We start from the raw sequence: 23639 nt of genomic DNA, 5'->3' as shown, positions 1-23639 counted from the left end.
CGCGTGGAAGCCCTGCGGTTGATCCTGCGATACGCCCACCTGATCGGTTTCGCCCTGCTGCTCGGCGGCGCGATCGCCCAGTTCGTCTCCGGCAAGCTGCGGATCAACCCCGCGATGCTGTGGGGCTCGATCATCCAGGTGGTCACCGGCCTGGCGCTCGCGGCGCCGCTGCGCGGTGGCGGTGACGACGAGCCCAGCCCGGTGAAGCTCGGGGTCAAGCTCCTGATCGCCATCCTGATCTTCGTGATGGTGTTCATCCCGTGGCGGCGCAAGCGCGAGAACGTCAACCGCGGCCACTTCATCGGCATCATCGCCCTGACCCTGATCAACGCCGCGATCGCCACCTTCTGGCGTTAGCGGTCCAGCAGGGGAGCGAGCCCGTCGAGCAGGCGTTGCAGGCCGAACTCGACGAGCGTGCCGAGGTCGAACTCGCGGTCGTCGGCGGCCAGGTAGCGGGCCATCATCGGTAGCCGGCCGGTCGCCAGCACGGCCTCGAAGCGCTCCCGCTGGCCTTGCAACCACTGCTCGCCGGTCATCCCGGTCTCCTGCTCGGCCAGCGCCTCGTTCTCGAGGTTGATCGCCGTGCCGCGCACGTGGTTCGCCACCATGACCGCGGCCCGGAACTGCGTGTTCGTGTCGAGGCCGTGCCCGTCGAGCGCGCGCATCGTCCACTCGGTGTGGGCCATCGCGCGCGGTGCCAGCAGCGGGCGGGTGAAGGACACGGCCTGGGCGAGCCAGGGGTGGCGGCGGTACATCGTCCACTGCAGGCGGGCGATCGCCTCGACGCAGGCCCGCCAGCCGTCGTGGTCCGGGTCGAGGTCCGGCAGCGGGTAGCGCCCGAAGACCCCGTCCATCATGAGCAGCAGCAGCTCCTCCTTGTCGGCCACAAAACGGTAGAGCGACATCGTCGGGAGCTCGACCTCGGCGGCGAGCCGGCGCATGGTCAGCCCGGCGAGTCCTTCGGCGTCGGCGATGGTCACGGCGGCGCGTACGACCCGCTCGCGGTCGGGTGCCGCGTCCGGGGTCACCGCCTGCGTCGTCACGACGGTGCCCACACCGGGCACTGCGCGGACCAGCCCCTGCTCACGCAGCGTGGACAGGACCTTGGTGGCGGTCGCCATCGCGATCCCGTACCGCTCGGTGAGCTGCCGGGTCGACGCGATCCGGTCGCCCGGCGCCAGCTCACCGGTCGTGATCCGGCCGGCGATCTCCGCGGCGATCCTCCGGTACGGCGGTACGCCCACAGTGTCCTCCCCTGCACTAGTGCACCTGACCCTAGTGCACTAGTCAACGCCAACCGATAGGGGTGCCAGCACCACTTCACGCGCCGACTAGTGCGCTCGTACGGTGTACCAATGACTGCTGCCGCGCACCTCGATTCGCTCTACAGGACCTACGACGACATCGGCACCGCCGTCACCGCCCTCGACGGCGTGACGGCCACCTTCCCCGCGGGCACCTTCACAGCGGTGATGGGCCCGTCCGGCTCCGGTAAGAGCACCCTGCTGCAGTGCGCGGCGGGGCTCGACCGGCCCACCTCCGGCCGGGTGTTCATCGACGGCGCCGAGCTGACGGCCACGAAGGACACCGCGATGACCAAGTTCCGCCGCCGGCGGGTCGGCTTCGTCTTCCAGGACTACAACCTGCTGCCCGCGCTGACCGTCGAGCAGAACGTGCTGCTCCCGCTGCGCCTCGACGGCCGCCGCGCCGACCGGGCCCGCAGCACGGAGATCCTCACCCGGCTCGGGCTCGGCGAGCGCCTCCACGACCTGCCCGAACAACTCTCCGGCGGGCAGCGGCAACGGGTGGCGATCGCCCGCGCCCTGGTCACCGAACCGGCCGTGATCTTCGCCGACGAGCCGACCGGTGCCCTCGACCTGCGCAGCGCCCGGGAGGTGCTGACGCTGCTGCGGGCGGTGGTGCACGAGCACGGCCGTACTGTCGTCATGGTCACCCACGACCCGGTCGCGGCCGCGTACGCGGACTCCGTGCTCTTCCTGGCCGACGGCCGGCTGGCCGGCTCGCTGAGCGCGCCCACGGCGGAGGCTGTCGCGGAGCGCCTGGCTCACCTCGGTGACCGGGTCGGTGCCGCATGATCGCCGTTGCGCTGCGCAACCTGCGGCACCGCCCCGGCGGCTTCCTCGCCACGTTCCTGTCCGCGTTCCTGGGCGCGACGCTGCTGATGACCTTCGCGTCGCTGCTCGACACGGCCGGCGGCGCCGACGACGCCAGCGCGGAATCGCTGGTCACCACGGCGAGCGTGGCCGGCGGCTGGTGCCTGATCATCGTCGTCTTCGCGGTCACGTCGACACTGAGCCTGGCCGTGCGCCGCCGGGCCGACCAGATCGCCCTGCTGCGCCGCGTCGGTGCCACCGGACCCCAGCTCCGCCGGATGATCGTCGGCGAGGCGGCCGCGGTCGCGCTGCTCGCCGCGGCTGTGGCCGTACCGGCAGGGCTCGTCCTGGGCCGGGTGCTGCTCACCCTCATGCAGGACACAGGCCAGGTCGCCGCGGAGGTCGATTACGTCTACGGCCCGATCGCACCGGCGCTGGGCTTCGGCGTGACGCTGCTCGGCGCGGTGCTGGCGGCGCTGGCCACGTCCCGGCGTACCGGTGCGGGAACCCGGCGGGACCGTCCCCGCGCGCGGCGGATCGCGGGGGTCTTCTTCGTGCTGGTCGGGGCCAACTGTGCGGTGCTGACCGCGACCCTGATGGACGGCAAGGGCATCGACGCGATGCAGACGGCGGGCCAGGCGGGCATCTGGGCGTCGATCGGCCTCGCCCTGTGGGCCCCGGAGCTCCTGCGCCTGGTCACCGCGCTGCTGAGCGTGCCGCTGCGACTGCTCGGCGGCGCCCCGGGCGAGCTGGCCGTCCTCCGCGCCCCCGCCTCGGCCGGCGCGGTGATGCCGGTGGTCCTCTTCACGGGTATCGCGACGGGCACGGTCTACATGCAGGCCATCGAGGACGAGGCCTCGGACGGCCAGGTCCAGCCGGACTTCGCCCAGGACATCCAGACCCTCAACTACGTGGTCGTCGGCATGATCACCGTCTTCGTGGCGATCATGCTGGTCAACACCCTGATCGCGGCGACCGCCCACCGCCGCCGCGAATTCGCCCAGCAGCGCCTCGCGGGCTCGACCCGCGGCCAGCTCACCGCCATGGTCGCTGGCGAAGCCCTGCTGGTCACGGTCACCGGCGTCCTGACCGGCACCGCCGCCTCACTCTTCACGATCCTGCCGTTCGGCTCGGCCCGCATCGGCCGCGTCTGGCCCGACACCACCCCGACCGCGTACGCGGTGATCGTCGCGATCGCGGTGACCCTCACCACCCTGTCGGTCCTGACCACCACCCGTCGCACCATTCGAGGTCCAGCAGTCGCGGCGATCGCTTGAACGTTGTGCGCGAACGGCTCTCACCCGGTGGTGAGAGCCGATTCCCCGCTGAGTGAGTAGCTCTATCTGCTACACAGCAGATAGAAGCCTGGCGATCATGCATATTCCGGCCGCATACTCTCATTGCGTCACTCCAAGGAGGCGTTGCGCGTCTGGGAAGGCGGGGACATCGGCCAGATGTCCCTGGTCTCCATCTCCGAAACGGGGAGGAGGACCCCGCAACGCCGATCCTCAGCAACTTTGTCTCCTCCGGCAGACCTCAAGAAGGAGGAGCGATGAGGGTTTTCTACCGCGGGCCCGGTGCGGTCATCACTGCTGAGTTGGTCACCGTCGTGCATTCGGTGCGGCGCAGCTACGTTCTCGCCGAGCTCGAACACGTCCACATCGTCCGCCAGCAGGGCCGTAACGGTCTCGCCGACCACCGGGCGATGGGGGTGTCCGCACTGGTCAGCGGCATCATCGTGGTCCCCGTCGTCGGCCAGGTCTCCGCACTGCTTGCTGCCGTCGTGATCATCGTTCTGGTGCTGGGTGCGGTTGTCTACATGCGGCTCGGCCCGCCGGCCCACCACGAGCTGGTGGCAACCTATCGCGGCCGCCGGGTGGTGGTGTTCGCCTCCGACAACGAACGCGAGTTCGACCAGGTATGCCGCGGCTTCCAGCGCGCGAAAGAGCAACAAAGCTGACCGCAACCCAGCAATCTGCCATGTAGCAGAAAGTCTTGGTGGCCACTTAATCCTGCGATTACACCGTCACGACTACCCAAATCCATCGTTGAATGAAGCGGCGGGACGTGCGATACCAGTGCCTTCCTCCTTGGCGGCTGCTATGTTGCAGTTAGCAACGTAGCTACCTGGAGCATCCTGTATTGGGGTGTCCAGGATGGACCGACTAGGCGGTAATGCATGACGGCCGCGCGGGACGAGACGCCTGCTGTCGCCCGACAGCGGGTGCGCCGCGCTCTCCGCAAGGCGCGCCGAGCTGCCGCCCTAACCCAAAGTGATGTTTCGACCGCTCTTCGTTGGTCTCTGTCCAAGGTTCAGCGGATCGAGAGTGGTGAAGTCGGTATTTCGGTCACGGACCTCCGAGCGCTCTTAGATGTCTACAGCGTCGTTGACGAAGCCTTGATCGAGGCCCTGATCCACGACGCGGTCATTTCACGGCGCCAGCGTTGGCTGGTAACTTCCGAGCACCGTGAGCATCTGACTCCGGGCCTTCGACAGCTGCTCCAGTTCGAAGCCCAGGCAACGGTCATCCGCGCCTATCAGCCGTTCATTTTCCCAGGAGTGCTGCAGACTCCGGCTATGGCTGAGCACCTTCTCGGATGGTTCGACAAGTCTCTTTCCGAACAGGACCGCAAGGTTCGCTTCGATGTCCGGATGCTGCGTGCGCGGCGGATAACGCAGCAGGAGGATGCGCCAACGTACCTGCTTATGCTTGATGAGGCAGCGCTGCGCAGGGAAATTGGTGGAAAGGCCGTGATGGCCGATCAGTTGGAGGCTGCGGCTGCGGCTGCGGCGCGTACCAACATCCACATTAGGATTGTAAGGCTTGCCGAGGGTGCAACCGTCGGAATGCTTGGCGCGTTCACTGTTCTGGATTTGAGTGACGACGAAGACGACGTCGTTCTATACCGCGAGTTTTACAGCACCGATCAGGTGATCCACGATGCGGAAACTGTCTCCTCCTTTCGAGCACGATTCGAGTCGATGTGGTCTCGGTGCTACAGCCGGCAAGATTCTCTCGGGTTGATACGCGCGGAGGCGGCTTCGCTGCGCGCATCCTTAATCCGAGGCCCATGACTGCGGAGGTCCGTCCGCTGTGCAGCCAAAGGCGCTGGCGGGGTGCCGCTTCAAACACGGGGCAATGCCGCCACGTGCTTCGGTTCGTTCGAAGACCTTCGGGAGAGAGCTTCTGACGCTCATGGTGAAATGGTCTAAAAGTTCTTATTGTTCCGACTCGGCATGCGTTGAGGTGGCGGTTGTCGACGTAAACGAGGTTGGTTTGCGTAATTCAACACTTCCTGGGCGACGCCTTCAGTTCGACATGATCAATTGGCGTGATTTCATCGCCGCTGTCAAGGCAGGTGAATTCCAGAACCTGTAGTTGAGTAGGCCGTGTCTCCGCATTCACGCCTGAGGCGCGGCCTACCCTTGCCTTCTAGTCCGTTCGAAGAGCTGTAACACAGGGCGATAACGCAAGGGCTCGTCTTACCGTTACCCGTCGCGTACTCTGTGTAGTCCCATGCATGGAGGCCAATAGATGCGATCGAAGATGGACCGCGAGGTGCGTTGGATCAGCCGATGCGCAGATGGAGCTTGCGTCGAGGTTGCGCTGGATGGCGAAGACGTCCTCGTGCGAGACAGTAAACGAACTGATGGTCCGAGCTTAAAATTCAGCCGGTCCGAGTGGGCTGCGTTCCAGGACGGGATTCTCGCCGGCGACTTCGACTAGCAGTCTGGGCGGTACGGTCCCGCGGCTGGCGGGACCGCACGCCCAAGAGCGAATCGTTACCAGGAGCCCGCGGTCGGACCCGCGGAACCGCCCCGGCGGCGGAGGTACTTCTCGAACTCGCTGGCGATCTCGTCGCCGGTGAGGGGCTTGATGCCTTCGTCGCCGACGCGTTCCTCGAGCTCACGGACGTAGTCGCCGAGCTCGGAGTCCTGTTCGGCGGCGGCGCGGACGCGCTTCTCCCACTCGTCGGACTCCTCGGCGAGGTCGGCCAGCGGCACCGGCAGGTCGAGGACGTCCTCGAGGCGGCTCAGCAGGGCCAGCGTCGCTTTCGGACACGGCGGGTTGTTCGCGTAGTGCGGGACGTGCACCCAGAACGAGAGCGCGTCGACCGCGGCGCGGCCGGCGGCCTCCTGGAGCACACCGACGATGCCGGTCGGGCCGTCGTAGCGGGTCGGGACGACCTTGTACTTCTCCGCGACCTCCTTCTCCGACGCGGTCCCGCTGATCGGCAGGGGCCGGGTGTACGGGACGTCGGCGAGCAGGGCGCCCAGCAGCACGATGCGGTTGACCTCGAGGCTGTGGCACACCTCGAGGATCTGCTCGCAGAAGGTGCGCCAGCGCATGCTCGGCTCGATCCCGCGGATGAGCACCACGTCGCGGTCGGTGCCGGGCGGGCTGGCCACGCTGAAGCGGGTCGTCGGCCATTCGATCTTGCGGGTCTCGCCCTCGGCCATGGTGATGGTCGGCCTGCTGACCTGGAAGTCGTAGAACTCCTCCGGGTCGATGGTGGTGATCTCGCGGGCCTGCCACACCTGCTCGAGGTGCTCCACCGCGGCCGTCGACGCGTCGGCCGCGTCGTTCCACCCTTCGAAGGCGGCGATCGCCACGGGGGAGCGCAGCAGGGGTAGACCGTCGAACTCTGTCACGGTGCCAACCTTTCGTACCTCACGTACGCAAAGCCTACGTGTACGACCGTCATCGCACCCGATGGCCGCGCCGTCCCGGGGCTTTGCGTGGAGAGACCCGTCACAATGCGTCCGCCCTGGCGGCAAAAGGTGGTGATATCGATCGGTGCTCACCGTGTCACACCTGCGGGTCTCCCGCAGTGGGACGGCTTTTGGGCGTGCCCGCAAACTCGGGTAATCTCGGACGCCAGGTCGAGAGGCGCTGCGACGGGCCTGACCCGCCACGCTCGACCCTGATTCGCAGCACAAGGGCGCCTCCGATGACACGGAGGTGGCCTATGACCGCATCACCACGCCCGCGCGACATCACTGCGGCGCTCAAGCAGCAGATGGGCGAGCGCGTCATGGTGCTCGACGGCGCCTGGGGCACGATGCTCCAGGGTGCGAAGCTCACCCCCGAGGACTATCTCGGCGACGTGATCAAGGACCACCCCCGTGACGTCACCGGTGACCCCGACCTGCTCAACCTGACCCGGCCGGACCTGATCCTCGACGTGCACCGGCAGTATCTGGCCGCGGGCGCCGACATCACCACGACCAACACCTTCACCGCGACCAGCATCGGCCAGGCCGACTACGGCCTGGAGTCGCTGGTCCGCGAGATGAACGTGCAGGGTGCCCGGCTGGCCCGTCAGGCCGCCGACGAGATCGGCGGCAAGTTCGTCGCCGGTTCGATCGGCCCGCTGAACGTCACGCTGTCGCTCTCGCCCCGGGTCGATGACCCCGCCTACCGCGCGGTCACCTTCGACGAGGTGCGCGCGTCGTACGCGGAGCAGATCTCGGCGCTGGCCGAGGGTGGTGTCGACCTGCTGCTCATCGAGACGATCTTCGACACGCTGAACGCGAAGGCCGCGATCGCCGCCGCCCGTGAGGTCGCCCCGCACCTGCCGCTCTGGATCTCCGTCACGATCGTCGACCTGTCCGGCCGGACCCTGTCCGGGCAGACCGTCGAGGCGTTCTGGCGGTCGATCGAGCGCGCCGAGCCGCTGGTCGTCGGTGTGAACTGCTCGCTGGGCGCCGCCGAGATGCGCCCGCACGTCGCGGAGCTGGCCAAGCTGGCCAACACCTACGTCGCGTGCCACCCGAACGCCGGCCTGCCCAACGCGTTCGGCGGTTACGACCAGACGCCGGACGAGACCGCCGCGCTGGTGAGCGAGTTCGCCGCGTCCGGGATGGTCAACATCGTCGGTGGCTGCTGCGGCACCTCGCCGGCCCACATCGAGCGGATCGCCGCCGCGGTCAGCGGGTCCGCGCCCCGCGTGATCGCCGCCCCGGCCGAGACGACCCGGTTCAGCGGGCTCGAGCCGTTCGCGATCGGCCCGGACATGGGTTTCGTGATGATCGGCGAGCGCACCAACGTCACGGGTTCGGCCAAGTTCCGCCGCCTGATCGAGTCCGACAACTACCAGGCCGCGGTCGACGTCGCCCTGGAGCAGGTCCGCGGCGGCGCCAACCTCCTCGACGTCAACATGGACGCCGACCTGCTCGACAGCGAGCAGGCCATGACCACCTTCCTCAACCTGATCGCCACCGAGCCGGAGGTCGCCCGGATCCCGGTGATGATCGACAGCTCGAAGTGGACCGTGCTCGAGGCGGGCCTCAAGTGCGTGCAGGGCAAGGGCGTGGTCAACTCGATCAGCCTCAAGGAGGGCGAGGAGCAGTTCCTCACCCAGGCGCGCCGGATCCGCGACTACGGCGCCGGTGTGGTCGTCATGGCCTTCGACGAGCAGGGCCAGGCCGACACCACCGAACGCAAGGTGTCGATCTGCGGCCGGGCGTACGACCTGCTCGTCGAGAAGGCGGGGTTCGCCCCCGACGACATCATCTTCGACCCGAACGTGCTGGCCGTCGCCACCGGCATCGCCGAGCACAACGGGTACGCGAAGGCCTTCATCGACGCGCTCCCGCTGATCAAGGAGCGCTGCCCCGGCGCGCGCACCAGCGGCGGCATCTCCAACCTGTCGTTCTCCTTCCGCGGCAACGACGTGGTCCGGGAGGCGATGCACTCCGTCTTCCTCCTGTACGCCGTCCGCGCCGGCCTCGACATGGGCATCGTCAACGCCGGTCAGCTGGCCGTCTACGCCGACATCCCGGCCGACCTGCTGGAGCTCGTCGAGGACGTGATCTTCGACCGGCGCGACGACGCGACCGACCGGCTGGTCACGTTCGCCTCGACCGTCACCGGTTCGGGCACCAAGCGCGAGGTCGACCTGGCCTGGCGTGACGCGCCGGTCGCCGAGCGGCTGTCGCACGCGCTCGTCCACGGCATCGTCGACTTCATCGAGGAGGACACCGAGGAGGCCCGCCAGGGTCTGGACCGGCCCCTCGAGGTGATCGAGGGCCCGCTGATGGACGGCATGAAGATCGTCGGCGACCTGTTCGGCTCCGGCAAGATGTTCCTGCCCCAGGTGGTCAAGAGCGCCCGCGTGATGAAGCGCTCGGTCGCCTATCTCGAGCCGTTCATGGAGGCCGAGAAGGAGAAGGCCCGGCTCGAGGGCCGTGTCGACACCGGCCGGGGCCAGGGCAAGGTGGTCCTCGCCACGGTCAAGGGCGACGTCCACGACATCGGCAAGAACATCGTCGGCGTGGTCCTCGGCTGCAACAACTACGAGGTCATCGACATGGGCGTGATGGTCCCGGCCGCGAAGATCCTCGATACCGCCGTCGCGGAGGGCGCCGACGTCATCGGCCTCTCCGGCCTGATCACCCCGTCGCTGGACGAGATGGTCTCCGTCGCCGCCGAGATGCAGCGTCGTGGCCTCAAGCTGCCGCTGCTCGTCGGCGGGGCGACCACGTCCAAGCAGCACACTGCGGTCCGGATCGCGCCCGCGTACGACCGCACGACCGTGCACGTGCTGGACGCGTCGCGGGTCGTCGGCGTGGTCTCGGATCTGCTCGACGGCAACCGTGCCGAGAAGCTCGACGCGGCCAACCGCATCGACCAGGAGCGCCTGCGCGAGCAGCACGCCAACCGGCACGCCCAGCCGATGCTGACCCTGGCCCAGGCCCGCGCCAACCGTGAGGAGGTCGACTTCACCGGCCTGCCCACACCGGCGTTCACCGGCCTGCGGGTGGTCGAGCCCGACCTGGCCGCGCTCCGCGAGATGATCGACTGGCAGTTCCTCTTCCTCGCGTGGGAGCTCAAGGGGAAGTTCCCGGCGATCCTGGACCAGCCCGTCGCCCGCGAGCTCTACGACGACGCGACCACGCTGCTCGACGAGATCATCGCCAACGGCTCGTTCCAGCCCCGCGGTGTCTACGCGTACTGGCCGGCGCACTCCGAGGGTGACGACATCGTCCTGGCTGACGGCGTGCGGTTCCCGATGCTGCGTCAGCAGACCCAGAAGCCGCAGGGGCGTGACAACCGCTGCCTCGCCGACTACATCGCCCCCGAGGGGGACCACCTCGGTGGTTTTGCGGTCACCATCCACGGCGCCGAGACCCTGGCGGCGAAGTACGAGGCCGAGCAGGACGACTACCGCGCGATCATGGTCAAGGCCCTCGCCGACCGTCTCGCCGAGGCGTTTGCCGAGTACATCCACCTCCAGGCGCGCCGCGACTGGTTCGAGCCCGACGCGCAGCCGGAGCTGGCTGATCTGCACGCCGAGCGTTTCCGGGGCATCCGGCCGGCCCTCGGATATCCGGCCAGCCCCGACCACAGCGAGAAGAAGGAGCTCTTCGAACTCCTCGAGGCGGAGAAGCTCGGCCTCGGCCTGACCGAGTCGTTCGCCATGACCCCGGCGGCCAGCGTCAGCGGCCTGATCTTCGCGAACCCGGCGGCGAAGTACTTCACGGTCGGCCGGCTCGCCAAGGACCAGATCGACGACTACGCCGAGCGCCGCGGCATGCCCGTGGACGAGGTCGAGCGCTGGCTGCGCCCGAACCTCGCCTACGAGCCGGCTCAGGAGCTCAAGTAGCGCAGGACGGCCAGAACCCGGCGGTTGTCGGCCTCGTCCTGAGGCAGTCCGAGCTTGTCGAAGATGCTCGCGACGTGTTTCTCGACGGTGCCGCCGGTCACCACGAGCGTGCCGGCGATGCCGGCGTTCGACCGTCCCTCGGCCATGAGCGCGAGCACCTGGCGTTCACGCGCGGTCAGTGCCGCCACGCCCCCGGCGTGGCGGCTGACGCGCAGCAGCTGGCCGACGACCTCGGGGTCGAGCGCCGTGCCGCCCGCGGCGACGCGCCCCAGGGCGTCGGCGAAGTCGGCGACGTCGGCCACCCGCTCCTTGAGCAGGTATCCGGCGCCTGCCGCGTTGCCCTCCAGCAGCCGGGCCGTGTACTTCGTCTCGATGTACTGCGACAGCACCAGCACCCCGGTGCGGGGCTGCCGGGTGCGGATCTCGAGCGCGGCGCGCAGCCCCTCGTCGGTGTGGGTGGGCGGCATCCGGATGTCGGCCACCACGACGTCGGGCTGAAACTCGGCCACCGCTTCCAGCAGCGCGCCACCGTCGCCCACAGCGGCGCACACCTGGTGACCCTCGTCCTCGATCAGCCGGGCGAGCCCCGCCCGGAACAGCACGGCGTCCTCGGCGATCACCACGCGGATCGTCATGCGCGCAGGGGGAGCTCGACGGTGACCCGCGTCGGGCCGCCGGGCGGGCTCGCGATCCTGAGCGAGCCGTCCACCACGGCCACCCGCTGCGCGAGCCCGGTCAGGCCCGTGCCGCGGCCCGGGTCGGCGCCACCCGTACCGTCGTCGGCCACGCTGAGCCGCAGCACGTCCCGCTGACCGGCCGCCCGGACGGCGAGCCTGGTCGCGCGGCTGTGCTTGGCCGCGTTGGCCAGCAGCTCGGCGGCACAGAAGTACACGATGGTCTCGATCGCCGGAGTGGGACGGACAGGGATGCTGACCTCCAGCTCGACCGGGACGGCACTGGTGGCTGCCAGCGAGGCGAGGGCGTCCGGCAGTCCGTTGTCGAGGACCGGCGGGTGCAGGCCCCGGGCCAGATCGCGCAGCTCACCCAAAGCCTCCTTGGCGCCCAGCAACGCGGTGCCGACCAGCTCCCGGACGGCCGCGAGGTCCTCGACCTCGCCGTCGGCGCCGAGCTTCTTCCGGGCCAGGCCCAGGTTGAGGGCCACCGTGGCCAGCCGGATCTGCGCGCCGTCGTGGAGGTTCCGCTCGAGGCGCCGCAGCAGGGCGGCGGAGTCGTCCACGGCCAGCGCCCGGCTCGTCTCCAGGTCGTGGACCCGCTGCGCCAGGCGTCCCGGCCCGAGCAGACCCCGGATCAGGAACGCGTCGACCGCGGTGACCGCCCGGGTGACCCACGGGGCGACCAGCAGCATCGCCGCTCCCGCCGCCGCGGCGGCGAACGTGCCCGGCAGTGTCGTGACGTGGAACGTGCCGTCGCCGAACCACCCGAACGGCGTGAACACCGGCAGCGGGCTCAGCCGGGTCCCCGGCGGATGGTTGCGGAACGCACCCCAGATCAGCGGGTACGCAAGATTGACCAGCCCGCCGGCCCAGAGCGCCACGGCGTACAGCTGCAGCAGGCCGACCGGCAGTTTGACCAGCAGGTAGGCGACGACCCGCCAGCCGGTCCCGTCCCGCGGGCCGGGCCAGGCGCGACGTACCGGTGGCGGAAGCGCGACCCGCGTCCCGAGCAGCCGGTCGGCCAGCCTGATCTGCAGCGCGCCGAGCCGCCGGGCCGCCGGGGACGAGACCAGCAGCACGAGCAGCAGGCCCGCACCGGCACCGGCGCCGGCGATCTGCGCCGGGGACGGGTTGCCGCGCCCGCCGTCGGCCGCCCACCAGATCAGGTCCGTGCCGAGCACCACCAGCACCGGCGGGCTGACCAGCGCAAACGGCAACGCGGCGACGCAGAACGCCAGCCCGCTGAGGTGGCGCCGGGTGAAGGGCGCAACGGCCGTGATGGTCACGCGGATGACGGTAGGGAATCACCGGGCCGCGAGACATCCGGCTGGCACCCGGCCTCAGCCGGGGGACAACCCCCGCAACACCCGGACCAACAGCTCGTAGGTCTCCTCGACCGCGCCGGCCCGGCACGTGATCTGCACCGCCCCGGGGTTCAGGGCCTTGACCAGCCGGTCGTACATGGCACCCAGGGCGGCGGATCCACCGCTCTGCTCGAGGAGCCGGTGGTGGTGGCGGATCCACGGGTCGTCGCTGTCCCGGGCCCGGCGGCCGAAGCGTTCGATCGCCGCGTCGCGCTCGTCGAGCAGCACGATCTCGTGAAAGGTCGCGCCGTGCTCGTGCGCGAGCTTCTCGACCGCCGTGATGTCGTCGGATCCGGCGGCGTACTGCGGCAGGAGAACCTCGTGACCGCCGTCCAGGTGGGCTGCCGCCATCGCCCGGACCAGGGCCCAGGTGATCGGCCAGGTGTCGAGCTCCTCGTCCCGCCACCCGCCGACCAGGCGGTGCACGGCGTCGACGTCGAGGTTCAGGGCACCGGGGTGCCGGTCGGCGTAGAGGGCCGCCAGCGTGGACTTGCCGATGCCCGGCGGGCCGTTGAGATGGACGAGTCGCCGCACGCCGTGACCCTACCGGCCCGGGCACCGATAGGTTGGCGGTCGTGACCACGTTCAGCAGTCTGGGGTCGTTCGTCGTCGTGGTGGGTCTGCTGACCCTGACGCCCGGCCTGGACACCGCGTTGATCGTGCGGACCGCCGCGGTCGGGGCGCGGCGGCGGGCCTGGGGTGTGGTCCTCGGCATCCAGACCGGCACCCTGGTGTGGGGCGTGCTCACCTCGGCCGGTGTCACAGCACTGCTGACCGCTTCGCAGGTGGCGTACGAGATCCTGCGGTGGGCCGGGGTCTGCTATCTGATCTGGATGGGTCTGTCGATGCTCCGGGGGAGGGCGCAGCCCGAGCCGGAGGCCACCGGCGGCGGCTGGCGCCGGGGCCTGCTGACCAACCTGCTCAACCCGAAGATGGGTGTCTTCTACGTGGCGCTGCTGCCGCAGTTCATCCCCGCGGGCGCGCCGGTCTTCGCGTTCGGGGTGCTGCTGACCGGTGTCCACATCGCCCTGGGCACCGCCTGGTCGGGTGTTCTGGTGCTGCTGGCCCGGCGGTTGCGCGTCACCCTGCAGCGGCCCGCGGCGCGCCGGGTGCTCGACCGGATCACCGGGACGGTCATCGCCGGCTTCGGGATCAGGCTGGCCGTCCAGGACGGTTTCTAGGCGGGCTTCCAGACCTGGCGCGGGGCGTACCCGTCGCGGCGCAGCCAGTGTTCGGTGTAGACGATGCGGCCGGCCGGGATGACCACCAGCGGGCCCTGCGGGGGATCGTCGAGCGAGCGGGACCGTTCGACGTGGTCGGACTGCCAGCGGACCGCCGGCCAGTACGTCGCGAAGTCGTCGTCCCCGGGGAGCAGCACGCGGGCCTCGCCGAAGATCTGCGCGCCGCGGCTGCTGGCCTGGCCGACCAGAGGCGCGAAGACACCGACCGACACCCGCGGGTCCCCGGCGATGTTGCGCAGCTTGGGGGAGCCGGCCGCCGCGGTGAACATCAGGGTGAAGTCCAGGTGGAAGTAGCGCACCGGTGTCGCCAGCGGCCCGGCGGGACCGGTCGTGGCCAGCACACACATGTTCTGCGAGGACAGCAGGTTGAGGATGCGTTCGGAGAGGCGGTCACGGTCGAGTCGCTCGGTGGGCGCGGGTCCGGCGAGCCAGGGGTTCGTCACGGGCATGACGGATCTTGGCACAGCACCACGTCGACGATGTCGGAGACCTCGTCGACCACGAAGTCCGGGACGTGGCTGTCGGGGTCGTCGCGGTACGACGCCGCGGTGGGGTAGTTCGCGTTGGTGACGAGGATCGGATGCATGCCGGCCCGGGCGGCGCCCCAGTGCTCGCGGCTGCCGCCGTCACCGACGTACCAGCAGGAGGCCGGGGGAACGCCCAGCCGGTCGGCGACCGCGGCATAGAGGCGCTGATCGGGCTTGCGGTGCCCTTCGCGCCAGGAGAAGACGGCGGCGTCGATCAGCGGTGCGAACGGTGTGCCGGGCCAGCTCTCGTACAGCTCGCTGCTGCAGTCGCTGATCAGGCCGAGCCGCAGTCCGCGGTCGCGCAGGGTGTGCAGCACGTCGAGCACGCCCGGCCGGGGTGTGCTGACGCTCGCCGATCCGGCCAGCTGGGTGCGCACGGCCGCGTCGAGCTCGGACTCGGCCGGGGTGGTGCCGCAGCGCCGGGCCATCTCGCGCAACGTCTCCCGGGTGTCGCCGAACTCCCCGACGATGCGCCGGGCGAACGAACCCGTCATCTCGGCGCAGAACGCCGCCGGAGACACACCCAGCGCGGCCGCCGTCGCGACGAAGGTCGCCTGGCGGCCCGCCTCGACCGACGGGTCGGTCAGCGTGCCGAAGAAGTCGAAGACGACCGCTTTCACCGGACGGCGTGCGGTGCCAGGACGGCCGCGCAGCGCAGGTTGCGGTAGTGCCCGCGGTTGTCCAGGCCGTAGCCGACGATCATGCCGGGGCCGACGTCGAAACCGACGTAGGCCGGCACCGCGAACTGCGGTGTGTCCGGCTTGCGCATGAGGGCGCAGACGGCGATCGACTCGGGGCGGCGCTGCTGCAGGTTGGAGATCAGCCACGACATGGTCAGGCCGGTGTCGATGACGGTCTCCATGATGATCACGTGCCGCCCCTCGATGTCCAGATCAAGGTCCTTGAGCAGGCGTACGGACCCGGAGGCGCGTTTGCTGGTCGTGTACGACCGGATCGCCATCCAGCCGATCTCGACCTGGCTGTCCAGGGCGCGGGCGAGGTCGACGGTGAAGGTGGCCGCACCGCCCAGCACACCCACGAGGACGACGTCACGGCCGGCGTAGTCCTTGCCGATCTCCGCCGCCAGCTCGGCCACGCGGGCCAGGATGCGGTCCTCGGTCAGCAGTACGGATTCGAGATCGTCCGCGACGTGGTCGGCGTCCACCGTTGTCCCCCTGTGCAAGTCGCCGGGCCTCGCCCGAGGTCACGCCGAAATCCTGACACGCGCGGGAGCGACGGCCAACTCGTGCTCCGTCCCCGGAGAGTGATTGCGGAGCTGTGGCACCCTCCGAGTTCATCCTGTGGCCAGAAACCCTGGGTCGTTTGTCCAGATTTCCAGCCTGGGTGCTCCGTTGTGAGACGGTCTCCTGTAATGTCCGCGCGTCCCACTATTCATGTATTCATCACCACGGTGGAGTTGTGGCATGGCACAACGGTTCACGCTCGACGAGATCCGCTCTCGCACCTACAAGGATCGCGACGCGTGGTGGACCGTCTGGCTCGTCGACCCGCTCGCCTCGCGGCTGGTCTGGCTCGTCGCCCCGGTCCGCTGGGTCACCCCGAACGTCCTCACGATGGGCGCGTTCGTGCTCGGCATCGTCACCGCCTACTGCTTCGCGCAGGGTGACTACCCGTGGCTGGTGGCCGGCGCGATCATCTTCCACCTGAGCTTCGTGCTCGACTGCATGGACGGCAAGATCGCCCGGCTCAAGGGTACGGGTTCGGTCTTCGGCGCCTGGCTCGACTACGTCTTCGACCGCCTGCGGGTCCTCACCTGCGGCCTCGCCCTGATGGGCGGGCAGTGGGCGAAGACGCACGACCAGACCTACCTGTGGCTGGCCGCCGCGGTCATCTTCCTCGACATGTTCCGGTACCTGAACGCCCTGCAGATGGGCAAGGTCAAGAACGACATGCGCCGCCGCCTCGAGGCCGCCCGCGGCGAGAACTCGGGCCTGCCGGTGTTCGTCGAGGAGACCGGCATCGAGCACCCGGTCGGCACCGGCGCGACCGCCACGACCGTCACCGGCACCACCGGTGAGGAACGCCCGGTCATCGACCTGTACGGCGACTTCCGCACCAAGTACAGCGCCTTCGTGAAGGTCCGCAACATGCTGGTGCGCAACCGGATCCGGGCGCACGTGTTCAGCGGCATCGAGTTCCAGATGTTCATCTTCATCCTCGGCCCGCTGACCAACCAGATCAAGTTCTTCACCATCTTCTCCGCGGTGGCGCTGGCGGCGTTCGAGCTGCTGCTCATCTACAAGCTCTGGACGGCGACCCGCAGCTACGTCCGCGAGCTCGCCAAGATCGGCACCTCCGAGGCCGAGGCCGAGGCGGTCGCCGTGGCCACCGGTGCCGAGGCGCCCGGCGGCGAGGACGCCGACGACCCCGAGGCGATCACCGGGGCCCGCATCACCGCATAACCGTCCCCCGTCCGGCCGGTCAGCAGCGCAAGTGGCAAGCTGACCGGCCATGGACGGAGTCGCGGTCGCAGTCAGCCTGATCGCCTGCCTGCTCGTCGTGGGCGGTCTGATCACCGGACTGGTGATCCTGCAGCGCCGCCAGGAGCGCCGCCGCCTCGCCTCGTTGCAGCACTGGGCGTTCACCAACGACTGGCGGCTGGTGCCCCACCCGAACGTCGACTGGGCGAACCGCCTGCCCGGCCGCAACCGCCGGGGCGTCACCCTGGCGCTGACCGGCCCGCTGTGGGGCCGCCGGGCCAGCGTCGCCGACTACTCCTACACCGAGTCGACGTCGACGTCCTCGCCGGACGGCAACGGCGGTACGACCCACGGCACGCAGACGACGACCCACTCGTACACCGTGCTGGTCGTGCATCTCGAACGCCCTTCGCCGTACCTGGGGATCCAGCCGCGGGGTGTGCTCTCGAAGTGGGGCCGGGCTCTGTTCGGCACCGGTACGGCACTGGGCCACGAGCGGTTCGACAAGGACTTCCGCGTCGTGGGTGAGCCCGGCGCCTCTCCGTACCGTCTGCAGCCGGCCCTGCTCGCCGCCCACGTCGACGGGGCCGCGCCGCCCTGGACGCTGGTCGGCACCGATCTGTTGACCTTCAGGCCGGGGCGCCTCGGCGACCCGGCGTCGATCCCGCAGTTGCTCGGCCCGCTGTTCCGCGTGGCCGACCTGCTCACCGGTCAGGTGGCGATCCGATGAGTGCCCGCTTCGAAGAACTCGCCTGGCGTGAGACGCCCATCGGTGAGATCAGCCTGCGCCGGCGGCTCGATCCGCGGCTCCAGGTCGACGTCTACGAGGTGAAGATCAACGACGAGTTCCTGATGTCGAGCCTCTTCACCGTCGCGGAGATCGAGCTGGCCCGGCTGGGGCTGGCCGCGCTGCCGGCCGAGGCACGGCCCGACGTCGTTGTGGGCGGGCTCGGGCTGGGATACACCGCGAGGGCCGCGCTGGAGGACCCGCGGGTGGCGTCGCTGCTGGTGGTCGACGCGGTGGGGGAGGTGATCTCCTGGCACGAGCGCGGGCTGCTGCCGGAGGCCGCCGCGCTGACCACCGATCCGCGCAGCCGCCTGGTCGAGGGCGACTTCTTCGCGATGGCCGCGGGGGATCAGGGCTTCGACCCGGACCAGCCCGGCCGGTGCTTCGACGCGATCCTGCTCGACGTCGACCACAGCCCCCGGCACGTGCTGGCGCCGGCGAACGCGGAGCTCTACACCGTCGCCGGCCTGCGCAGGCTCACCGCGCACCTGCGCCCGGGCGGCGTTTTTGCGCTCTGGTCGGACGACCCGCCGGACGCGGAGTTCGAGGCCGTGCTGGCCGAGGTGTTCGAGAAGTCCGCGGCACACGTGGTGACGTTCCCCAACCCGCTGACCGGCGGCGAGTCTGCCAACACCGTATATGTAGCTACATAACCGGGCATACTGGCATCCGTGGACGATCACCCGCTGGAGCCCGGTGAAGATGCCACCACGTTCTTCCAGCCGCGCGGCCTGGTCTTCGTGACCATGCTCTGGGTGATCGCGCTGGTCTGGCTGCTCTGCCGTGGCCTGTACGTCGTGGTCCTGCTGCTCCTCGGGATCCGCCCGACGGCCGCCGACATCGTCACCATCGCCGAGAGCCTGCTGATCGTGCCGGTCGTGACGGCCAGCGTGGTCATCCTCGTCGCCTGGCGCCGGCTGGGCTGGATGAAGAGCTCGGTGCTGGGCCTGGAGTTCGCGGCGACCGGCCGCCGGGGTGTGCACCTGCAGTGGTCGTCGATCGCCTCGGTCGGGCTGCGGCACTGGGGCCCGTTCACCGAGCTGGTGGTGACCCCCACGAGCATGGCGGCTGTGACCGAGCTGCCCGGCCCGGGGCGGCGCCCGCGGGTGCTGCGCCGCGAGTCCGGTTCGGCGTTCCTGATCGACGTCGGCCTGATGTCGCCCGGTCCCGAGACACTTCTCGCCGAGCTGCACCGCCGCATCCCGTCCCGCGTCTGAGCGGGGGTTGACCCGGACGGTCACAGCTCCTATGTTTAACGCATCCGTTAATTAACGAAGGCGTTAAACACGATGGCGACCGACCGGCTCAGCACGATCTTCGCGGCACTGGCGGACCCGACCCGCCGGGCGATCCTCGCCCGGCTGGCCGACGGTGACGCCACCGTCTCGGAGCTGGCCGAGCCGTTCGCGATCAGCCTCCCGGCGATCTCCCGGCACCTCAAGGTCCTGGAGCAGGCCGGGCTCATCACCCGCAGCCGCTCGGCCCAGTGGCGTTCCAGCAGTCTGCAGGCCGAGCCGTTGCGCGAGGCCACCGCCTGGATGGATCACTACCGGCGGTTCTGGGACACCAACTTCACGCGCCTCGACGCGCACCTGCGCCGCCTCCAACAGTCAGAGGAGAACGACTCATGAGCACCACCACGGACCTCGTCGTCACCAGGATCTTCGACGCACCCCGCGAGCTGGTCTACCGCGCGTTTGTCGACCCCGACCAGCTCGCCGCGTGGTTCGGCCCGGTCGGTTTCAGCGTGCCCCGCGACAGTGTCGACATCGAGGCCAAGGTCGGCGGTCACCAGCGCTTCACCATGGTCAGCGACGCCGACCCGGCGCAGGCCTCACCGATCGACGCGACCTTCACCGAGGTCGTCGAGAACGAACTGCTCGTCGGTGAGCAGGACATCTCCGCCGTCTCCTCGGTCGAGGGCGCGGTCATGCGCCTGCGGGTCGAGTTCCACGACGAGCCCGGCGGCAAGACGCGCCTCGTCCTGACCCAGGGCCCCTACGCCCCGGAGATCGAGCCGATGGCGCGCGAGGGCTGGGCGAGCTCCTTCACCAAGCTCGACACGCTTCTGGCCTAAGACCGCCGTGGTCGGCGCAGTGCCCACGCCGCCAGCAGGGCGCCGGGCAGCAGACCGAGCCCCAGGGGTACGCCCACAGGTGCGTACACGAGGTGTGACAGGGGTCCTCGGATCACCGGCAGGTCACCGACCTCGAAGCGTTCGCCGGGCCGGCCGCCGCACACCACGGTGACCGGTCCGGCCTGCGGCAGCTCGAAGGTGCCGAGCAGCTCGGTGACGATGCTGTCGCTGTTGTCGGTGAACTCCACCGACGGCCGGGACAGCTTGCGGCCGAGGTCGCACGGCTCGCTCCCGAAGTAGCCGAAGAGGGCGTGCCGCCCGGCATCGAGCTGCACGGTCGCCCGCTGACCGCCGTCGATCAGGGTGGTTCCGGGCGGCACGAACGTCGACGTGGAGAGCTCACCGCCGACACGCACGAACTCCGGCACCACCACGAGCCCGGCGACCGCCGTGAGTGCCGCGGCCACCAGCAGCAGCCGCCGCGACAGGGGTGCCTCGCGCGGCTTGCGGAAAAGGCCCAGACCGAAACCGGCTGCCGCGGCGACCACCACCGCGAGCACGTTCAGCGGACCCCAGCCGCCCTCGCGCAGGTCCTGGGCGAGCGGCACGATCCAGCGGTAGACCGCGTCGTTCGCCACGAAGCAGACGACCGCGGCCACCACGATCAGCACCAGGCCGGCCAGCGGTGCCGTCCGCCGGCGGGCCGCGGCGTAGCCGAGACAGAGGCCGGCGATCGCGGCGAGGACGGTCACGGCCATGACCAGGTCGTCCGAGTCCGGGCGGTAGCCGCCGTACTCGCTCGCGTCGAGGACGACCGGTGCGGTCAGCAGAGCGGCCGGGATCCAGCCGAACGCGAGGGCGGCGGACCGCAGGAACCCGGCGGCGGTGATCATGGCGCGAGGCTAGCGGGCGGTGTCCAGCGTCTGTGGCGCGCCGAAGGTCACCGGCACACCGGGGGAGTAGAGGACGCTGACCGGCGGTCCGGCCGGTGCGGGCAGTCCGGCGGCGGTCAGCAGCTCGTCGTCGAGATCGAGCAGCTCGGCGCGGTGCAGCGGCCAGCGCGGGTGCTCGTTCGGCAGGTGCAGGCTGCTGCCCCAGGCGCGGGTGTGCAGACCCCAGCGGGCGGTGACGAAGTGGTCCACGGCGGACGGCTCGGGGACGGGCGCTCCCACGCGTACCGAGAAGGAACTGGCGGCCCCACGGGGGCCGGGCCAGCGTCGCCGGCTGGTGTAGCGCAGGACGTCGCGGTCCTTCTCCAGGCGCATCCGGGACCACTTGTAGGGCAGGCGCAGCAGGGCCTGCGCGGTGAGGACGGGCAGCAGCCGCTCGGCGTCGAGCGAGAGGAAGACAACCGCGCGCCGGCCCTCGCCGTCGACGCTGTAGAGGCGCACGTTGGTCTCGCAGAACGTCCCCAGATAGGGGATGCCGGGGCCGCGCAGGGCGCCCAGCTTCACCATCCGGAAGCCGATCAGCCCGGCATAGGTCACACCGTCGAGCGTGTCGGGGACGGTGCCGCGGGGCAGGAACGGCGCGACCACCTCCGGGGGCAGCGCCCAGTGCAGGAACGCCAGGTCGTGCCAGCGTTGCACCAGCAGTGAACGGCGCACCGGGCGTACCGTCTCGGGGGTCACGTCCTCGATCCGCACGCTTCCCATCATGCGCCGCTGGCGCGCCCGTCCTAGAGTCGCCCCCGTGAACACGGGGATCGGGGAACGCGCGCGGCTGAGCCCGCCGCTGGTGGTGTCGGGGGTAATTTTTGCGCTCGACGCGGTCGTCTGTCTGCTGCTGGCGCTCATCTGGGTGCTGCCGACGGTCTCGACCATCTACGGCGGGCCGCCCGAGGAGGCGACCAGCCTAGCCTCGGCCGCCCTGCACCTGGTGTTCCTCGCGGTGCTGGCGCTGTGGTGCCCGGCCGCGGCGACACTGGTGCTGGGGGTGCGCACCCGCGTCGCCCGGATGATCGGGATGTGGACGGCCGCGCTGCTGGTCGTGGCCTCGGCCGGTCTCGCCGCGGAAGGCCTCGGCTTCGACTGGGACCTGGACCTGGGCCTGTGGCTCTACACGCCGGTGATCCCGCTCGTGCTCAACCTGGTCGTGGTCGCGCTGCTGATCACCCCGCGGACCCCGGTGCGGCCGCCGGACCAGCAGCAGCTCATCGACCTGGACGTGCGGTCCTCCTACTGAGGTTTCGCTGACGCTCGCTGCGGCGTCCACAGTGACCGGCCCGGCGGATCGAACCCCCCGGCACCTCCCGTGCGTATCGTGGATGTCACCCGGTAACGCCAGCCCTCGGAGGACCGCATGCCGGTACAGCGTCGCCCCCACCCCGCCCTGCTGGCCTTCGTGGCGGCGGCGCTCGTCGCCCTCGGCTGCGTCTCCGTGCCCGAGGAGGACACCGGTGCCCCGGCCCGGCCGGCGCCGACAACCGCGCGCACGACCGGCCCCGCCGGCGAGGACCCGGACGGCACCGACACCCCGGAGGAGTTCGCGGCCGACATCGGCGACGCGACCCGGGTCGCCGAGGAGTACTGGAAAAAACAGTTCAGCGACTCCGGCATCGACTTCCGGCCGGTCAAGCGGGTGATCCCGTACGAGGAGGAGGGCGAGGTCGAGTGCGGCGGGCAACCGCTCGGGCTCAACAACGCCGCCTACTGCTCCGCCGGTGACTTCATCGCGTACGACGTGAACTGGGCGTTCGGCGCGTTCCGGCAGATCGGTGACGCCTTCATCTTCTACCTGCTCGGCCACGAGTACGCCCACGCGATCCAGCTGCGGCTGCGCATCCAGAAGGAGTTCACGATCGAGCAGGAACTGCAGGCCGACTGCATGGCCGGGGCGTACATCGGCGACACCGAGCGCAAGGGCCACCTCAAGCTCGACGAGGGTGACCTGGACGAGCTCGCGGCGGGTCTGGAGGCCGTCGGTGACGACCCGGGCCAGCCGTGGTTCGCCGAGGGCGCGCACGGCTCGGCCGAGCAGCGCACCGACGCGTTCGACAACGGCTACCGGCGCTCGCTGGACCCGTGCGGCGTGTCGTAGCTGTCACACCGGCTCACACGGCGCGTCCGGGCCGGGGACAATGGGCGGGGAAGACGACTCGATCGGCCCGGGAGGCCTGCCCTGACATCACGACAACCGGCTGCGGTGCTCTTCGACATGGACGGCACCCTGGTAGACAGCGAAAAGGTCTGGGACGTCGCGCTGTACGAGCTTGCCGCTCGTGCGGGCGGCACACTGTCACCGGCGGCCCGGCACGCGATGGTCGGCAGCAGCATGGCCACCTCGATGCGGATCCTGCGGGAGGACCTCGGCCAGCCCGACCGGGACGAGGCCGCCGACGTGGAGTGGATCGAGTCCCGCGTCGAGGAGCTCTTCGCCCAGGGCCTGGTCTGGCGCCCGGGTGCGCTCGAGCTGCTCCACGCGGTCCGCGCGGCCGGCCTGCCGACCGCCCTGGTCACCTCGACCGGCCGGCGACTGGTGGAGATCGCCCTGAACACCCTGGGCCGGGAGAACTTCGACGCCGTCGTCTGCGGCGACGAGGTGTCGGCTCCGAAACCGGACCCCACGCCGTACCTGACCGCGGCCGATCTGCTCGGTGTGAAGATCGCCGAGTGTGTGGCGATCGAGGACTCGCCGACCGGGCTGGCCAGCGCGGTCGCCTCGGGTGCCGCGGTGCTCGCCGTACCGGCCGAGCTGGAGCTCCCCCCGACCGACGGCGTCCACCTGCGCGACTCCCTGGAAGGCGTGGATCTCGCCTTCCTCGGATCCGTCCTGACCTCGATCCACGGCTGACCGTCCGCGCCG

General features: G+C 70.0%; 28 protein-coding genes. 18 read left to right on the top strand and 10 right to left on the bottom strand.

The features are described from left to right. The first annotated feature begins 3 nt into the window (after positions 1-3). Complete coding sequence (locus tag AFR_RS26735; protein ID WP_023364425.1) at positions 4-357, top strand: hypothetical protein; 354 nt, start codon at positions 4-6, stop codon at positions 355-357. On the opposite strand, the gene AFR_RS26730 is transcribed toward AFR_RS26735, so the two are convergent. After that, positions 354-1244, bottom strand: coding sequence for a TetR/AcrR family transcriptional regulator C-terminal domain-containing protein (locus AFR_RS26730; protein WP_023364423.1), 891 nt, complete (start codon positions 1242-1244; stop codon positions 354-356). The genes AFR_RS26735 and AFR_RS26730 overlap by 4 nt on opposite strands. Before the next feature lie 111 nt (positions 1245-1355). Here AFR_RS26730 and AFR_RS26725 point away from each other — a divergent pair, with 111 nt between their 5' ends. From AFR_RS26725 to AFR_RS45360, 6 genes are all read left to right on the top strand, one after another. Then, on the top strand, positions 1356-2096 hold the full coding sequence (locus tag AFR_RS26725; RefSeq protein ID WP_023364421.1) for an ABC transporter ATP-binding protein: 741 nt from the start codon (positions 1356-1358) through the stop codon (positions 2094-2096). After that, positions 2093-3391, top strand: a complete 1299-nt coding sequence (locus tag AFR_RS26720) for an FtsX-like permease family protein (RefSeq protein ID WP_023364420.1) — start codon at positions 2093-2095, stop codon at positions 3389-3391. Before AFR_RS26725 ends, AFR_RS26720 begins: the two co-directional genes overlap by 4 nt. 275 nt (positions 3392-3666) lie before the next feature. Next, positions 3667-4074 (top strand): DUF6232 family protein, encoded by a 408-nt coding sequence (locus AFR_RS26715; protein WP_023364417.1) that lies wholly within the window; start codon positions 3667-3669, stop codon positions 4072-4074. A gap of 219 nt (positions 4075-4293) precedes the next feature. Next, the gene (locus tag AFR_RS26710; protein ID WP_023364415.1) at positions 4294-5190 is read left to right on the top strand and encodes a helix-turn-helix domain-containing protein; all 897 of its coding nucleotides are present in this window, start codon (positions 4294-4296) and stop codon (positions 5188-5190) included. Between the two features lie 64 nt (positions 5191-5254). Then, on the top strand, positions 5255-5494 hold the full coding sequence (locus tag AFR_RS48735) for a DUF397 domain-containing protein (protein WP_369076483.1): 240 nt from the start codon (positions 5255-5257) through the stop codon (positions 5492-5494). 156 nt (positions 5495-5650) lie between these two features. Then, a complete protein-coding gene (locus AFR_RS45360; RefSeq protein WP_023364413.1) occupies positions 5651-5842 on the top strand; it encodes a DUF397 domain-containing protein in 192 nt (63 codons plus the stop codon). 56 nt (positions 5843-5898) lie between these two features. Here AFR_RS45360 and AFR_RS26705 read toward each other — a convergent pair whose 3' ends face one another. After that, entirely contained in the window at positions 5899-6768 is an 870-nt protein-coding gene (locus tag AFR_RS26705; RefSeq protein ID WP_023364411.1) for a PAC2 family protein, read from the bottom strand. Between the two features lie 368 nt (positions 6769-7136). Here AFR_RS26705 and metH point away from each other — a divergent pair, with 368 nt between their 5' ends. Continuing rightward, positions 7137-10724, top strand: coding sequence for a methionine synthase (gene metH, locus AFR_RS26700; protein ID WP_041842755.1), 3588 nt, complete (start codon positions 7137-7139; stop codon positions 10722-10724). On the opposite strand, the gene AFR_RS26695 is transcribed toward metH, so the two are convergent. The 3 genes from AFR_RS26695 to AFR_RS26685 are packed head-to-tail and all read right to left on the bottom strand — an operon-like array spanning position 10709 to position 13296. Further along, entirely contained in the window at positions 10709-11353 is a 645-nt protein-coding gene (locus AFR_RS26695; RefSeq protein ID WP_041842754.1) for a response regulator transcription factor, read from the bottom strand. The two genes, metH and AFR_RS26695, sit on opposite strands and share 16 nt — an antisense overlap. 2 nt (positions 11354-11355) lie before the next feature. Further along, positions 11356-12684, bottom strand: coding sequence for a sensor histidine kinase (locus tag AFR_RS26690; RefSeq protein ID WP_023364406.1), 1329 nt, complete (start codon positions 12682-12684; stop codon positions 11356-11358). A 54-nt stretch (positions 12685-12738) separates the two neighbouring features. After that, entirely contained in the window at positions 12739-13296 is a 558-nt protein-coding gene (locus tag AFR_RS26685; RefSeq protein ID WP_023364404.1) for an AAA family ATPase, read from the bottom strand. A gap of 41 nt (positions 13297-13337) precedes the next feature. Here AFR_RS26685 and AFR_RS26680 point away from each other — a divergent pair, with 41 nt between their 5' ends. Next, positions 13338-13943 carry a LysE family translocator gene (locus AFR_RS26680; RefSeq protein ID WP_023364403.1) on the top strand — a complete coding sequence of 202 codons (606 nt, stop codon included), beginning with the start codon at positions 13338-13340 and terminating at the stop codon, positions 13941-13943. On the opposite strand, the gene AFR_RS26675 is transcribed toward AFR_RS26680, so the two are convergent. Genes AFR_RS26675 through hpt form a run of 3 tightly spaced genes read right to left on the bottom strand, consistent with a single transcriptional unit; the run spans position 13940 to position 15695 of the window. Beyond that, complete coding sequence (locus AFR_RS26675) at positions 13940-14452, bottom strand: pyridoxamine 5'-phosphate oxidase family protein (RefSeq protein ID WP_023364401.1); 513 nt, start codon at positions 14450-14452, stop codon at positions 13940-13942. The genes AFR_RS26680 and AFR_RS26675 overlap by 4 nt on opposite strands. After that, the gene (locus AFR_RS26670; RefSeq protein WP_023364399.1) at positions 14443-15150 is read right to left on the bottom strand and encodes an HAD family hydrolase; all 708 of its coding nucleotides are present in this window, start codon (positions 15148-15150) and stop codon (positions 14443-14445) included. Before AFR_RS26670 ends, AFR_RS26675 begins: the two co-directional genes overlap by 10 nt. Beyond that, entirely contained in the window at positions 15147-15695 is a 549-nt protein-coding gene (gene hpt / locus AFR_RS26665; RefSeq protein WP_023364396.1) for a hypoxanthine phosphoribosyltransferase, read from the bottom strand. Before hpt ends, AFR_RS26670 begins: the two co-directional genes overlap by 4 nt. Before the next feature lie 259 nt (positions 15696-15954). Between hpt and AFR_RS26660 the strand changes: the two genes are divergently transcribed. The 6 genes from AFR_RS26660 to AFR_RS26635 all read left to right on the top strand — a co-directional run bounded on the left by AFR_RS26660 (position 15955) and on the right by AFR_RS26635 (position 19835). Next, entirely contained in the window at positions 15955-16953 is a 999-nt protein-coding gene (locus AFR_RS26660; RefSeq protein ID WP_023364395.1) for a CDP-alcohol phosphatidyltransferase family protein, read from the top strand. A 49-nt stretch (positions 16954-17002) separates the two neighbouring features. Next, on the top strand, positions 17003-17701 hold the full coding sequence (locus AFR_RS26655; protein ID WP_023364393.1) for a hypothetical protein: 699 nt from the start codon (positions 17003-17005) through the stop codon (positions 17699-17701). Then, a complete protein-coding gene (locus AFR_RS26650) occupies positions 17698-18411 on the top strand; it encodes a spermidine synthase (protein WP_023364391.1) in 714 nt (237 codons plus the stop codon). Before AFR_RS26655 ends, AFR_RS26650 begins: the two co-directional genes overlap by 4 nt. 18 nt (positions 18412-18429) lie before the next feature. Beyond that, complete coding sequence (locus AFR_RS26645) at positions 18430-18975, top strand: hypothetical protein (RefSeq protein ID WP_023364390.1); 546 nt, start codon at positions 18430-18432, stop codon at positions 18973-18975. A 72-nt stretch (positions 18976-19047) separates the two neighbouring features. Continuing rightward, entirely contained in the window at positions 19048-19389 is a 342-nt protein-coding gene (locus AFR_RS26640) for an ArsR/SmtB family transcription factor (RefSeq protein ID WP_023364388.1), read from the top strand. Then, a complete protein-coding gene (locus AFR_RS26635) occupies positions 19386-19835 on the top strand; it encodes an SRPBCC family protein (protein ID WP_023364385.1) in 450 nt (149 codons plus the stop codon). The genes AFR_RS26640 and AFR_RS26635 overlap by 4 nt, the downstream gene beginning before the upstream one ends. Here the strand turns inward: AFR_RS26635 and AFR_RS26630 are convergent. Then, positions 19832-20728 (bottom strand): hypothetical protein, encoded by an 897-nt coding sequence (locus AFR_RS26630; RefSeq protein WP_023364383.1) that lies wholly within the window; start codon positions 20726-20728, stop codon positions 19832-19834. The two genes, AFR_RS26635 and AFR_RS26630, sit on opposite strands and share 4 nt — an antisense overlap. 9 nt (positions 20729-20737) lie before the next feature. After that, entirely contained in the window at positions 20738-21481 is a 744-nt protein-coding gene (locus AFR_RS26625) for a YqjF family protein (RefSeq protein WP_023364381.1), read from the bottom strand. Between the two features lie 46 nt (positions 21482-21527). On the opposite strand from AFR_RS26625, the gene AFR_RS26620 reads away from it, so the two are divergent. The 3 genes from AFR_RS26620 to AFR_RS26610 all read left to right on the top strand — a co-directional run bounded on the left by AFR_RS26620 (position 21528) and on the right by AFR_RS26610 (position 23627). Next, positions 21528-22019, top strand: coding sequence for a hypothetical protein (locus tag AFR_RS26620; protein WP_023364379.1), 492 nt, complete (start codon positions 21528-21530; stop codon positions 22017-22019). 117 nt (positions 22020-22136) lie between these two features. Further along, a complete protein-coding gene (locus AFR_RS26615) occupies positions 22137-22874 on the top strand; it encodes a neutral zinc metallopeptidase (protein WP_023364377.1) in 738 nt (245 codons plus the stop codon). A gap of 105 nt (positions 22875-22979) precedes the next feature. Next, complete coding sequence (locus AFR_RS26610; RefSeq protein WP_023364374.1) at positions 22980-23627, top strand: HAD family hydrolase; 648 nt, start codon at positions 22980-22982, stop codon at positions 23625-23627. The last annotated feature ends 12 nt before the right edge of the window (positions 23628-23639 follow it).

The organism is Amorphoplanes friuliensis DSM 7358, from assembly GCF_000494755.1.
GTDB classification, from domain to species: Bacteria; Actinomycetota; Actinomycetes; order Mycobacteriales; family Micromonosporaceae; genus Actinoplanes; species Actinoplanes friuliensis.
Note: the sequence above shows the minus strand (reverse complement) of the source record. Positions and strands in the feature narration are given on the sequence as shown.

Excerpts from the sequence above, each read along its gene's own strand:
- AFR_RS26725 (WP_023364421.1), top strand. The coding sequence starts at position 1,356 with ATGACTGCTGCCGCGCACCTCGATTCGCTCTACAGGACCTACGACGAC.
- AFR_RS26720 (WP_023364420.1), top strand. The coding sequence starts at position 2,093 with ATGATCGCCGTTGCGCTGCGCAACCTGCGGCACCGCCCCGGCGGCTTC.
- AFR_RS26715 (WP_023364417.1), top strand. The coding sequence starts at position 3,667 with ATGAGGGTTTTCTACCGCGGGCCCGGTGCGGTCATCACTGCTGAGTTG.
- AFR_RS26710 (WP_023364415.1), top strand. The coding sequence starts at position 4,294 with ATGACGGCCGCGCGGGACGAGACGCCTGCTGTCGCCCGACAGCGGGTG.
- AFR_RS48735 (WP_369076483.1), top strand. The coding sequence starts at position 5,255 with ATGCCGCCACGTGCTTCGGTTCGTTCGAAGACCTTCGGGAGAGAGCTT.
- AFR_RS45360 (WP_023364413.1), top strand. The coding sequence starts at position 5,651 with ATGCGATCGAAGATGGACCGCGAGGTGCGTTGGATCAGCCGATGCGCA.
- metH (WP_041842755.1), top strand. The coding sequence starts at position 7,137 with ATGGGCGAGCGCGTCATGGTGCTCGACGGCGCCTGGGGCACGATGCTC.
- AFR_RS26675 (WP_023364401.1), bottom strand. The coding sequence starts at position 14,452 with ATGCCCGTGACGAACCCCTGGCTCGCCGGACCCGCGCCCACCGAGCGA.
- AFR_RS26660 (WP_023364395.1), top strand. The coding sequence starts at position 15,955 with ATGGCACAACGGTTCACGCTCGACGAGATCCGCTCTCGCACCTACAAG.
- AFR_RS26655 (WP_023364393.1), top strand. The coding sequence starts at position 17,003 with ATGGACGGAGTCGCGGTCGCAGTCAGCCTGATCGCCTGCCTGCTCGTC.
- AFR_RS26650 (WP_023364391.1), top strand. The coding sequence starts at position 17,698 with ATGAGTGCCCGCTTCGAAGAACTCGCCTGGCGTGAGACGCCCATCGGT.
- AFR_RS26640 (WP_023364388.1), top strand. The coding sequence starts at position 19,048 with ATGGCGACCGACCGGCTCAGCACGATCTTCGCGGCACTGGCGGACCCG.
- AFR_RS26635 (WP_023364385.1), top strand. The coding sequence starts at position 19,386 with ATGAGCACCACCACGGACCTCGTCGTCACCAGGATCTTCGACGCACCC.
- AFR_RS26630 (WP_023364383.1), bottom strand. The coding sequence starts at position 20,728 with ATGATCACCGCCGCCGGGTTCCTGCGGTCCGCCGCCCTCGCGTTCGGC.
- AFR_RS26615 (WP_023364377.1), top strand. The coding sequence starts at position 22,137 with ATGCCGGTACAGCGTCGCCCCCACCCCGCCCTGCTGGCCTTCGTGGCG.